Annotated in this window: 12 protein-coding genes; 6 read left to right on the top strand and 6 right to left on the bottom strand. The window is 67.8% G+C overall.

From position 1 onward, the window contains the following. Positions 1-5: 5 nt before the first annotated feature. The 6 genes from ACXJLH_RS17635 (at position 6) to cysC (ending at position 6,844) form a co-directional block, all read left to right on the top strand. Positions 6-1,166, top strand: coding sequence for a DegT/DnrJ/EryC1/StrS family aminotransferase (locus ACXJLH_RS17635; RefSeq protein ID WP_457445584.1), 1,161 nt, complete (start codon positions 6-8; stop codon positions 1,164-1,166). Next, positions 1,163-1,750 (top strand): sugar transferase, encoded by a 588-nt coding sequence (locus ACXJLH_RS17630; RefSeq protein ID WP_457445583.1) that lies wholly within the window; start codon positions 1,163-1,165, stop codon positions 1,748-1,750. The genes ACXJLH_RS17635 and ACXJLH_RS17630 overlap by 4 nt, the downstream gene beginning before the upstream one ends. Positions 1,751-1,763: 13 nt before the next feature. Next, positions 1,764-3,695 carry a glycosyltransferase 61 family protein gene (locus ACXJLH_RS17625; protein ID WP_457445582.1) on the top strand — a complete coding sequence of 644 codons (1,932 nt, stop codon included), beginning with the start codon at positions 1,764-1,766 and terminating at the stop codon, positions 3,693-3,695. Further along, positions 3,692-5,554 (top strand): polysaccharide biosynthesis protein, encoded by a 1,863-nt coding sequence (locus ACXJLH_RS17620; RefSeq protein ID WP_457445581.1) that lies wholly within the window; start codon positions 3,692-3,694, stop codon positions 5,552-5,554. The genes ACXJLH_RS17625 and ACXJLH_RS17620 overlap by 4 nt, the downstream gene beginning before the upstream one ends. A 167-nt stretch (positions 5,555-5,721) precedes the next feature. Further along, the gene (locus ACXJLH_RS17615) at positions 5,722-6,309 is read left to right on the top strand and encodes a hypothetical protein (RefSeq protein ID WP_457445580.1); all 588 of its coding nucleotides are present in this window, start codon (positions 5,722-5,724) and stop codon (positions 6,307-6,309) included. Continuing rightward, entirely contained in the window at positions 6,257-6,844 is a 588-nt protein-coding gene (gene cysC, locus ACXJLH_RS17610; protein ID WP_457445579.1) for an adenylyl-sulfate kinase, read from the top strand. Before ACXJLH_RS17615 ends, cysC begins: the two co-directional genes overlap by 53 nt. Here cysC and ACXJLH_RS17605 read toward each other — a convergent pair. Genes ACXJLH_RS17605 through ACXJLH_RS17580 form a run of 6 tightly spaced genes read right to left on the bottom strand, consistent with a single transcriptional unit; the run spans position 6,834 to position 11,984 of the window. Then, positions 6,834-8,186 carry an FAD/NAD(P)-binding protein gene (locus tag ACXJLH_RS17605; protein ID WP_457445578.1) on the bottom strand — a complete coding sequence of 451 codons (1,353 nt, stop codon included), beginning with the start codon at positions 8,184-8,186 and terminating at the stop codon, positions 6,834-6,836. The two genes, cysC and ACXJLH_RS17605, sit on opposite strands and share 11 nt — an antisense overlap. Before the next feature lie 7 nt (positions 8,187-8,193). Further along, positions 8,194-8,934 (bottom strand): class I SAM-dependent methyltransferase, encoded by a 741-nt coding sequence (locus ACXJLH_RS17600; protein WP_457445577.1) that lies wholly within the window; start codon positions 8,932-8,934, stop codon positions 8,194-8,196. Then, positions 8,934-9,371, bottom strand: coding sequence for a GNAT family N-acetyltransferase (locus ACXJLH_RS17595; protein WP_457445576.1), 438 nt, complete (start codon positions 9,369-9,371; stop codon positions 8,934-8,936). The genes ACXJLH_RS17600 and ACXJLH_RS17595 overlap by 1 nt, the downstream gene beginning before the upstream one ends. Then, a complete protein-coding gene (locus ACXJLH_RS17590; protein WP_457445575.1) occupies positions 9,368-10,324 on the bottom strand; it encodes a hypothetical protein in 957 nt (318 codons plus the stop codon). The genes ACXJLH_RS17595 and ACXJLH_RS17590 overlap by 4 nt, the downstream gene beginning before the upstream one ends. Beyond that, on the bottom strand, positions 10,324-11,289 hold the full coding sequence (locus ACXJLH_RS17585) for a hypothetical protein (RefSeq protein ID WP_457445574.1): 966 nt from the start codon (positions 11,287-11,289) through the stop codon (positions 10,324-10,326). The genes ACXJLH_RS17590 and ACXJLH_RS17585 overlap by 1 nt, the downstream gene beginning before the upstream one ends. Beyond that, on the bottom strand, positions 11,286-11,984 hold the full coding sequence (locus tag ACXJLH_RS17580) for a WbqC family protein (RefSeq protein ID WP_457445573.1): 699 nt from the start codon (positions 11,982-11,984) through the stop codon (positions 11,286-11,288). Before ACXJLH_RS17580 ends, ACXJLH_RS17585 begins: the two co-directional genes overlap by 4 nt.

Genomic DNA, 11,984 nt, shown 5'->3' with positions numbered 1-11,984 from the left:
CCTTCATGAGTGCCCAGCCCTTCCTTCCCTTTGCCTTGCCCGACCTGGGCGACGACGAGATCGCCGAAGTCGTCGACACGCTGAAATCCGGCTGGATCACGACCGGCCCCAAGGCCAAGCGCTTCGAGCAGGCCTTTGCCGACTTCCTCGGTGACCCGCAGATCGAGTGCATCGCGGTGAACTCGGCCACCGCAGGCCTGCACCTGGCGCTGGAAGCCATTGGCCTGGGCCCCGGCGACGAGGTCATCACGACGACCCACACCTTCACGGCCACCGCCGAGGTCGTGCGCTACCTCGGTGCCGACGTGAAGCTGGTCGACATCGACCCGGCGACCTTGAACATCGACATCGCGGCCATCGAGGCAGCGATCACCCCGAAAACCAAAGCCATCCTGCCGGTGCACTACGCCGGCCTGGCCGTGGACATGCTGTCCATCCTCGACATCGCCCGCCGCCACGGCCTGCGCGTCATCGAGGATGCGGCCCATGCACTGCCGACCACGCTGGAGAAGGAGCTGATCGGCACGCTGGGCAGCGACGCCACCGTGTTCAGCTTCTATGCCAACAAGACGATGACGACCGGCGAGGGCGGCATGCTGGTCACGCGCAATGCCGAGCTGGCCAAGCGCGCCCGCGTCATGCGCCTGCACGGCATGAGCCGCGACGCCTTCGACCGCTTCACGGCTAAGGTGCCCAGCTGGTACTACGAGATCGTCGCGCCCGGCTTCAAGTACAACCTGACCGACATCGCCGCCGCATTGGGCCTGCACCAACTCAAGCGCCTGCCGGCCTTCCAGGCCCGCCGCGAGCAGATTGCGATGCGCTTCAACGAGGCCCTTGCCGACCTACCGCTGATCCTGCCGCCGCTGGCGCCGGCGGGCGACACGCACTCCTGGCATCTCTACGTCGTTCGCCTGGCCGACGAAGCCGGCATCACACGCGATGCCTTCATCGAGGGCATGTACGCTGCCGGCATCGGTTGCAGCGTGCATTACGTGCCCCTGCACCTGCATCCCTACTGGCGCGACCGCTACGGTCTGACGCCCGAGCAATTCCCGCAGTCGCAGAAGGCCTTCGAGCGCACGGTCAGCCTGCCGCTGTACACGGCCATGAGCGATGCGGATGTGGAGCGCGTCATCACGGCGGTGCGTGGGCTGCTGGCTTGATCAAGCGCCTGTTCGACGTGGTCTGCTCGGCGCTGGGGCTGTTGATCCTCGCGCCGGTGCTGCTGCTGGCCGCCGTCTGGATCAAGCTCGATTCGCCCGGCCCGGCGCTGTTCCGCCAGACACGCGTCGGACGCTTCGGTGTGCCTTTCACCATCCACAAGTTCCGCACCATGCGCGTCGAGCCGGGCGCAGCCATCACGGTGGGCGCCGACCCGCGCATTACCCGCTCGGGGCAGGTGCTGCGCCAGACCAAGCTGGACGAGCTGCCCCAGCTCTGGGACGTGTTGCGCGGCGCCATGAGCCTGGTCGGTCCCCGGCCGGAACTGCCGCGCTATGTCGAGTTCTATCCGGTCGAGCTGCGTGAGCGCGTGCTGGCGGTGCGGCCTGGGATCACCGACCCTGCCTCGCTCGCTTTCAGCCGCGAAGCCGAACTGCTCGCCGCCGCGGACGACCCAGAGCGCGAGTACCGCGAGGTCGTGATGCCGGCCAAGCTCAGGCTGTCGGCTGACTATGCGGCCAGCGCCAGCCTGGCGACCGACCTGCGGCTGATCTTCGCGACGCTTGCTCGCGTCGTTCGCGGCTGACAAGACCGGGCGCATGAGCACGATGGACAACAGACTGCAGGCCGCTCGCGAGGCCGGCCTGCGAGGACAGCATCAGCAGGCGGTCGATCTGTGTGTCGCTGTCCTGCAGGAGAAGCCGGGTGACCCGACCGCGGTGGCTTTTCTGGGGCTCTCGCTTTGGCGCGCGTCAGCCTTTGCGCAGGCCGTGGATGTGCTGCAGCAGGCCTTGCGGCACTTCACCGCCCAGGAAGAGTTGAACGTGGCTTTGCTGGACTCCTGGCGTGCCTTGGGGCAGCAGGAGCTGGCCTTGCAGTTCGCTGCCAAGCTGTCTGATGAACTTCTGGCGCGCCCGATGTTGAAGTCCTGGAAGGCCGCGCTGAAGCAGGGTGTTGACGCGCTTGGCCCTGGCGTTCTCGTCGAAGATCGGCTGAGCAGGCTGTTTGACCATGGCCTGTTCGAACAAGCCGAGCAGGAACTGGCGCCTCAGATTCAGGCGCATCCGCGGTGGGGCAGGGGGCAGGTCCTGCGGGCCTGGCTGATGTTCGGCCGCAGCGGCCGTGGCGTACCGGCAGAGATCCTGCTGTTCCCGAAAGCTACGACGGAGGCTACCGACGTCGAAGCCCGATGGAGAAGCGCGCTTGCGAATGCCATGTCGGACTACCGCGGCAAGATCGTGGCGCAACTTCAGACAGCCCTGAAGCTGTTGCCGGATGACTCGCAGGCCTTGTCGCTGCTGGCTCGCATGCGATTCGAAGAGGGGCAGGGCAAAGCCGAAGTCGCTGCGGTGGCGGCTCAACGTGGGAGCCAGCTGCTAGGACCCTTCCCGCTGCGCGCTGCAATCGATCCGAGACTGGCGGGTGTTGCCGCGGTCAAGCTGCTCGAACCGGCCACGACCATGGTGATTCTCGAGCCAAGGAGCGCCGGAGCCTACCTTGATGTGACGGGCGCTGCCGGCCCCGCGTTGACCTGCGCACGCTATGTGGGCGACGCGCTTGATGCCAAGGTGGCTGCAGGCAGTGACGTCGTGTTGTTCAAGGACGGCTCGGCTCTCTGCGACCCCCTGACCCACGCCCTGGGCGAGCTCACCGACTATTTTTCGGACAGTTGGATCGCACTGGGTTCGACCCGCGAGGTCATGTTGCGCGATCTGCCCGTAGTCGGAGTGTCTGGCACGGCCATCTCCCTGCTGGGAGCCTCGGCCAGGTTTTACGGCCATTGGTTGCTGGACCATCTGCTCAGGTTGCGAGCCATCGACCAGCACCCGGGTGCGACTCAGGCCAGCGTGCTGGTGGAGGACGGCATGCCCGCAAGCCACTACGAGGCGCTTCGGTTGCTACTGGGGCCTGACGCCGTCATCCGGCGTATTGCGCCCGGCCATTGCGTGCAGGTCGATCGGGTGCTGTTTGCCGGACCGGACGTTTTCTTCCCGCATCTCATGCGCCGCGATCTGCCACCGATGGCGTCCGTGGCTCCGTCGTCTATCGATGGTCTGGCCTATCTGCGGGAGCGCATGCTGGCTGCGCTGGGCAGGCCGGGCCGGCAGGGCCGGCGCATCCTGGTCAGGCGTCGCAGTTCGACACGCCGAGTGCTGAACGAAGACGAGGTGTGCCGCATGCTCGTCAGCAGGTGGGGCTTCGAGGAGGTCTATCCGGAGACCCTGGGTTTCGCTGACCAGGTGAGGCGTTTTCATGACGCTGATGTCGTGGTGGGCGCGCAGGGGTCGGCGCTGTCAAACTGCGTCTTCTGCGCGCCGGGAACACGGGTCATCGCGATGTGTTCGGGGTTCGCTGCCAACTTCCCCTCATGGGCGCACGCGCTCCAATCTTTGGGCATGCAGCACTGCTTCGTTGTGGGCGAGGCGCAGCAGAACTCCCATTTCCTGGCGATACAGTGCGACTTCCGCGTCGATCCCGAAGCCCTGGGCAACGCCCTCGCTGGCCTTGGCGTGGCTCCTCTGACCGCATGAACTGGCAGTTTCTCGATACCCTGCTGACGCGCCTTCGCCCCCGCCGCGAGGCGTTGGCCCTGGCGCTGGACATCCTTGTCGTCGCCATCGCCTGGCAGGCCACCTATCTCTTTCGCCTCGGCTTCGAGCGCTGGTTCGCCGCGCGGCCGGACTACGACGGCTGGGTGCTGCTGGGCTTGCTGGCCATCTATACCGCCGTGCTCTGGCTGCTGCGCGTGCCCAAGGGCATGTGGCGCTTCTCCGGTTTCGGCGAGGTCAAGCGCCTGGCTGCGGCCTGCGTGCTGGCCGGGTTGATCGGCGCTGCTGCCGTGCTGATGGCCCATCTGCATGCCGTGCCGCGGGCCGTACTGGCCCTGCATCCGCTGTTCACGCTGATGCTGCTGGCCATGATGCGCATGGGCTACCGCATGCTCTACGAGCACATGCGCAGCCGCATCAGCGGGACTGCGCTGGAACAGCGCCGGGCGCTGGTGATGGGCGCTGGCGACGCGGGCCGGCTGCTGGTGGCCGGCATCCAGCATAGCCAAGGCTGGGTGGTGGTGGGCTTCCTGGATGACGATGCTGCCAAGCTGGGCGGCCGCGTGGCTGGCCTGGCTGTGCTGGGCGACCTGAGCCAGGCGCGACGCTTCGCGGACGTGCATGGCGTCACCCATCTGATCGTGGCCATGCCGGCAGCCTCGGTGGCGCAGCGCCGCCGCGCGCTGGACCTGGCGGGTGCCACGGGGCTGCCGGTGCTGACGGTGCCCAGCAGCACCGAGCTGATGGCTGGTCGCCGCGTCAACGAGGTGCGCGACATCGAACCCGAGGACCTGCTGGGCCGCCCGCCTGTGCAGCTCGACGAGGCCGGCATCTCGGAGTGCATCAACTCGCGGGTCGTCATGGTGACCGGCGCCGGCGGCAGCATCGGCAGCGAGCTGTGCCGCCAGATCGCGCGCTATGGCCCGCGGGCCGTCGTGCTCTACGAGCTCAGCGAGTACGCCCTCTATGCCATCGAGCAGGCCATGGCGGAGGCCTTCCCGCATCTGCCGCTGGTGCGGGTCATTGGCGACGTCAAGGATCTCGACCATTTGCGCGGCTGCTTTGCTCGTCACCGGCCTCATCTGGTCTTCCACGCGGCGGCGTTCAAGCACGTGCCTTTGATGGAGGAGGCCGACAACTCGGCCGCCTGCATCCGCAACAACACGCTCGGGACCTACAACGCCGCTCTGGCCGCGGCCGAGATTGGCGCCGAGCGCTTCGTGCTGATCAGCACGGACAAGGCGGTCAATCCGACCAATGTGATGGGCGCCACCAAGCGGGCCGCGGAGATGGCGCTGGCGGCACTGGCCAAGCGGCATACCGCCACACGCTTCATGGCCGTGCGCTTCGGCAATGTGCTGGGCTCCAGCGGCAGCGTGATCCCGAAGTTCAAGGAACAGATCGCCCGCGGCGGCCCACTCACGGTGACGCACCCGGACATCATTCGCTACTTCATGACCATCCCCGAGGCTGCCCGTCTCGTCATCCAGGCCGCCGCCATCGGCGAGAGCGGCCAGGTGCTGGTGCTGGACATGGGCGAGCCGGTGCGTATCGCCGACCTGGCGCGGCAGATGATCCGCATGAGCGGCCATTCGACCGATGACGTCCGCATCGAGTTCACCGGCCTCAGGCCCGGCGAGAAGCTCTTCGAAGAGCTTCTCGCCGACCAAGAAACCAGCCTGCCGACCACCTGTGCCGGCGTGCGCGTGGCGCGGCTGGTGGACGAGGGTGCCGGCGAGCGCGTGCTGCGCGACCTTGCCGGTCTCGATACCTCCCAGCCGAGAGCCCTGCTGGGCGCCTGGCTGGGCTCTGAATTCCACGCCTCCCATTCGGAGCATTGATGATGTTGTTGATCTCTTCTCGCCGGTCCCGTTGGGCCGCTCGTTTGCTGGCGCCGCTGTCGGCCTTGCTGATGGCCGTTGCCACCGCTCCGGCGGGTGCCGCCATCACCCAAGCGGGCACCGAGGCGCCGCAGGCGAGCTTCGTCCTGCCGGCCAAGCCCAGTGAAATGCTGCGCGCGCCCGCTGCGACCTGGAAACCCCTGCTGGCGAAGGCCGGTGCCGCGCTGGACGAACGTGGCAAGGCGGTCCTCTTGCTGAGCAAGCCGGCGCTGATCGAGCTCAATGTGCAGCGCACCGTCTTTGCGCAAGCACAGCGGGAATGGCCGGCCGTGTTCGACGCAGTCAAGAAGACGCGGCAATTGCAGGACGGCGCGGCGGGTCGACAGACGGCGGGCCTGCTCAATGAAGTGCTGGCCCGTCAGGCCGCCGCTCGTGGCGACGCGGACTGGCTGCGGCGGCATCTGCGCGACCAGGTGCTGGCCATGCCCTGGGCAGACGTCGAGCCGACGATTCGCACGTTACGACAGCAATTGGCTTCGATGAAGGCCGAGGCCATCGAGGCCTTTGTGATCAACAAATTGGATCTTTCCGCCAGTGTGGGCGGGAACAAGGCCACCCTGGGCTTTGTCATGCAACTGATGGCTATGCGCTTCCAGTTGCTGGAGGTGATGCCGCGCCAGGACGCCTTGACCGCGGGCCTGGATGAGGCCATTGCGCAGCGCAGCGCCGCCGCGGCCAGCGCAGTCGGGAAGTGAGCTGATGGCAGCCGGGCTTCACGAACCGCGAGTGCTGTGGCTGACGGGGCTGTCGGGCGCAGGCAAATCCACGTTGGCGGCCGCCCTGCATCGGCGCCTGGTAGACGCCGGCGTCATGGCTGCCGTGCTGGACGGCGATGCCGTACGCGCCGGCCTGTGTCGCGGCCTGGGATTCAGCCCCGAGGACCGGCGCGAGAACATCCGCCGCGTGGCCGAGGTGGCCAAGCTCATGCGCGAGGCGGGGCTRGTCGTCATCTGCGCCTTGATCTCCCCGCTGCGCGAGGACCGCGCGATGGCGCGCGACATCATCGGGGCCGCGAACTTCCGCGAGGTGCATGTGGCCACGCCGCTGGAGGTCTGCGAGCGGCGCGATCCCAAGGGCCTGTATCGCAACGCGCGTGCCAATGCGCTGACGCAGTTCACCGGCGTGTCGGCACCCTATGAGGAGCCTCAGGCGCCCGATCTGCGCATCGACGCGAGCCGCGACGATGCGAGCGAGGCGGTGGCTGCGCTGGAGGCGCTGCTCAGGGGTTGACCAGCTGCGCGGCGAGCGCCGCGGCGTGCTCGCGCAGCTCGGGCACGGCAGTCGCTTCCCAGAGCTGGGCGCGCAGGTGTGGCCCGAGGTAGTAGAGCCCCGATTGGCCTGTGCTCGAGGCGCTGCGGATGCGGTAGCCCTCGTCCACCTGCAAGCCCAGGCCATGCGGGCAGGGTTGCAGGCGGCCGGCCTGTTGCAGCCGCCACAGCAGTGGCGATGAGCTGCCGTCGATGGTCGAGCTCGGACCCGAGCAATTGACGATGCGGGCCGCGTCGAACCGCTCCACGCCAGTGGTGCCGCGCGGGCACCAGCCCATGCGTAGCAGCCCGTCGTGGCCCTGGACCGACATGACGCGGCCCGCAGCCTGGTGCAACCGACCGCTGGCAAGGTCTTCTTCGAGTACCGAACGCGCCTGCGGCGCCGCGCGGTGGCGGTGCACGTCCCAGTAGGGCAGCAGATGACGCAGGAACTGGCGGCGGCCTGACGCGTCCAGCGCCTGCCAGGCCCTGGGCGTTTGCGCGCGGAAGGCGGCCCACACGTCGCGCCAGTCCACGCCAGCGGCCTGGGCGCGCGCGAGTTCGGCGCGGAAAAGGCGTAGCTGCCGGCGCAGGGGGCGGCTGTCGGCGATGGCCGGGTTCAGCGTCCAGGGCGTGGGCGGCCCCTCATTGCGGCGATGGCCTTGCGGCAGCAGGCCGCGGCGCGACAGGGCCAGCACCGGACCGTGGTGGCCGCGGGCGCGCAGTGTGATCAGCACATCCAGCATGGTCAGGCCGCTGCCGATCAATGCGACCGGCGTGTCGGGCGGCAGGTCATCGAGCGCCGTGCCGGCCCAGGGGTCGGCCACGTAGCCTGGCAGGCCGGCGAGATCAGGGTGCGGGTGGCGGGGCGGGAGGTGACCGATGGCAAGGATGACGACGTCGAAGGTCGTCTGCGAGCCGTCGACGAAGTTCAGCTGCCAGCCCCGGACCGCCGGCAGGCAGTCGTCAACCAAGGCGACAAGCTGCTGCAAGGAGACGCCAGTGCAAGTGGCAGCGCGCTGCTCCAGCGCCGACTGCAGATAGTCGCCATAGCGCTGGCGCGAAACGAACTCATGGCCGTCAAGCCCCGCATCGCCCTGTCGCAGCCAGTCGACGAAATGATCGGGCTGGCCCGGATCCAGGCTCATGCGTGCGGCGGGCACATTGAGCAGGTGGTCGGCCGAATGCGTGCCATAGGCCAGGCCGCGCGCGAAGCGGCCCGAGCCGTTGATCATCGTGACTGTGCTACCGGTCGGCAGGCGGCCCAGCAGCTGCCAGGCGATGGCGACACCGCTGAAGCCGGAGCCGACGACGGCGACGTGCATGCCGGGCTCAGGCCCCGGCTTCACAGACCAGGTAGATGGACGAGCAGAGGTCCGGGTACTGCTGGCCGAGCTGGAAGCAGCCCTCAAGATAGGCCGGCGTGATGATGTCGGTCTTCAGCAGGCGGTCCCACTGGAAGTTGGCCAGGGCCTTGAAGAAGATGCCCGAGCGGTGAATGACCTTGAGGCCGGCACGGGTGGCGTCGCGCTCCAGTGTGTCCAGCGCATACGTGCAGCGGTGGCCGTGCTCCGCTTCGGCTGGCGTGACGGCGGCGTTGTGGTCGATCAGGCCCATCTTGACGGCGATCTGGCGCGACGGCGCGTTGGCGTTGGGGCAGGCCAGGAAGAAGCGGCCACCCGGCGCCAGCCATTCGCGGTTGATGCGGCCGAGCACGGCGATCGGGTCGTCCAGGTGCTCCAGCACATGGGTCATGACGATGTTGTCGTAGCGGCGCGGCAGCTGCACGTCCTCGAACAGCGAGTTGAAGTACTGCACCTTGTCGCCCAGGCGTTGGCGGGCTTCGGCGATGGCCTGGTCGGAGGCCTCGACGCAGCTCAGGTCGCTGAAGTGCTCGGTCAGCCGCGCCGTGAAGTCACCCTTGAAGCTGCCCAGCTCCAGCATGCTGCCCGGGCGGAAGAAGGGCGCGAAGGAGCGCACCATCAGCGGGTGCATCACGTCAAAGTCGAAGCCGTAGGCGTACTGGCGCGCGTTGTCGACGTGCTCGGCGTTGTAGTCGCGGGAATTGCTCATCAAAGCTCTCGATGCAGAAAGAGGGTGGGGCTGGCGGCAGCCGAAGCCTCGGCGCTGAAGCCGTGCCGGCGGTACAGGGCCAGCGCGGCCGTATTGTCGGCGTAGACCTCCAGGCGCAGCCGCGGCAGGCGCAGCTCGGTGGCCAGGGCCAGTGCGCGGGTCAGCAGTTCACCGGCGATGCCTTGACCTTGCTGGTCGGGCAGCACGCTGACATTGGTGATGAAGCCGCCCTGGGCCGCATCGTTGGCATACATGGCGATGAGGCCGACGAGGACGTCGTCCTGCCAGGCCTCGACGCGGCGCGCGTGGGCGAACAGCTTGTCGGCATAGGCGGCGAGGTCGAGGCGGCTGCTCAGCGGCGGCGCGAAGCTGGCATCGGCGGCGCGCAAATGGGTCAGTAACGTGCTGACGTCCGCGCTGTCGAGCCGATAGTTCATGTCTCCAGCACCGCGGCGCCAAAGCCTTCGCGGCCGAAGGCGTTGCCGTTGTAGAGCAGCACGATGCGGCCATCGATCTCGGTCAGGTGCGGGTAGCAGACCATGTCGCCGTCCCAGGCGCCGGCCTCGCGGTCGAAACGGGGCAGGTCGTCGGCGCGCGTCCAGGTGATCAGGTCATCTGACCAGGCCTGGCCGAGGCGGTAGCCGCGTGACGGGTCGGTGCGAAAGCCGGAGGCCTCGCGGTAGCAGAACACCATCAGCCAGCGCTCGCCGACGCGGATGACGGCCGGCAGGGCCTGGCATTCGTCGGGGCCGAGGCGGTCGGGCACCAGGGCCTTGCCTTCGTCCTTGGTCCAGTGGATGCCGTCCGCCGAACTGGCGTGGCCGATCTTGTATATGCGATCGGGCGCGGCTTCGCCGGGGAAATGCTTCCAGCCGGTGCCGAACATGGTCCACATGTGAAAGCGCCCGTTGAAGCGGCGCACGAAGGCGTCGCCCACGAGGCAGGGCTCGTGCACGCTCGGGCCGAGCACCGGGCCTGGGCCGGCGCGCTCGAAGGTCGCGCCGCCATCGCGGCTGATGACCAGGCCCACGGCCGTCTCGACCGACACCGCGACGCGCCGGCTCCAACCGGTGGTGTAGGCCCAGATCTCGTTGCCGACCGGCGTGGGGCTGAAAGGGAAGATGCCGTGCTCGTCGAAGCAGCCCAGGCCGCCCAACCCCAGCACCGGCTCGGTGTTCACGCGCAGCACCTGCTGCAGATCCTTGCTGAAGTCGGCGAAGGCGACCTGGCTCAAAAACTTGCCATCGGCGCCCTTGGCGCGGGTGGAAAAGTAGATGCGGACGAAGTCATCGAAGACGACGGCCTGCGGCGACTGCGCAAAGCCAGCGCCGGCCCCTGGCAGGTCATGCTCGAAGGGGTTGAAGATGCGACCGAGCTTGCGCCAATGCATCAGAGGTGCCCTTCGAGGCGGGCCAGGCCGAAGCCTTCGCGGCCCACGCCGTTGCCGAGGTAGGCCATATAGGTCACGCCATCGACCCGGAAGATGTGGGGGTAGGCGACCATCTCGTGGTCCCAGCCTTCTTCGGACACGTCCAGGCCGGCCTTGGCGTCGTCGCGCGACCAGTGCTTCATGTCGGTGCTGGACGCATAGCCGATGCGGTAGCCCTTCTCCTTGCCGCGAAACCCCGCGCTGTAGCGGTAGCAGAAGAACATGTGGAAGCGCCCGCCCGACTCGAAGACGTCGGGGCTGGCCTGGGCCTCGTCGGCCTCGATGCGGCTGTCGATGAGGTCGCGGTCCTCGCGCTGCCAGTTCAGGCCGTCGTCAGACGTGGCCATGCGGATCTTGTAGACCGGCTCGGCGCGGCCGTCGACCATCTTCCAGCAGCGGCCGGCGATGTAGAAGAGCTGGTACCGGTTGCCGAAGCGGCGGATCTTGGGGCCGCTGATGACAAAGGGCTCGTTCAGGCTGGCGGCCAGCACCGGGCCGTCGCCCTCGCGCTCGAAATGCTTGCCGCCGTCGCGGCTGATGGCCGTGCCGATGGCGGTGTCGAAGGGCACGGACTCGCAGCGCGTCCAGCCCGCGTAGTAGGCGCGCAGCACGTCGCCCTGGGCGATCACGGAGACAGGGTAGGTGCCGAACTCGTCGAAGCAGCCCAGGCCGCCCAGCGGCAAGATGGGCTCGTCGGCCATGTCCAGCACGCGCATCGGGTCGCGCCGGTCCAGGTCCACCCAGGCCGAGTAGCTGACGAACTGGCCGCGCGCGTCGGCTTCTGGCCGGCAGGAGAAATAGACGCGGATGCGGTCGTCCAGCAGCAGGGTGTGAGGCGCCTGCGCGAAGCTGCGCAGCCAGGGGCGGCCCTCGATCTGCTGGGGCACGAAGGGGCGGCCCAGCTTGGTCCAGCGGTAGGAGGTCACAGCAGGTCGAACTGGTGGCGCACGGCGTCGTCGACGACCGCGGCGGGGTTGAACATCAGCACGTCGAGGATGGACAGCCAGGGCACGAAAGGCGCGCCGAACTGCGGGTACTCGAAGGATCTGGCCTTGTGGAAGCGCAACGCGATGCCCTCGGCCGCGAAGGCCTCGCGTTCGTAGAGCTCCATGCCGCCGATGGCGTTGACATAGGTCGTGGCACCCAAGGCCTTGCAAATCGCCAGCACCTTGTCCTGGGCCTTGAGACTTTCGTCATGAGGCACCTCGGACGACACGATGAGCCTGGTCGTCAGGCCGAGGTGGTCGCGTGTCTTGACGATGGACTGCCAGAGGAAGTCGAACAGGTTGTTGGCCGGATCGAGCACGACATCCTGCAGCCAGGGGCGCAGCGCCTCGAACTGCGGCGCCTTGCGGTAGGCGCCATCGAACTGCGCCAGCAGCTTGCGGCGGTCGAAGGTGGCTGCCAGCTCGCGTTCACAGACCATGAGCTGGTCGGCGCCCGCGGCCAGCGGCAGCGAGAAGGTGGCCGCATCGCCGTTCTGCAGCATGCGGTTGCGGTTGATCCAGCCCTTCTTGGTGTACTTGATGCGGTCGTAGACGACGAAGGCATCCACCGCCCCCATCAGCTGCCAATAGCCGATGTAGGGCAGGAAGTAGGGCTGCATGATGGCCAGCCGCAT

Source organism: Roseateles sp. P5_E4 (assembly GCF_054049255.1).
The sequence above is the reverse complement of the archived record's forward strand: the minus strand, read 5'-3'. Positions and strand labels throughout refer to the sequence as shown.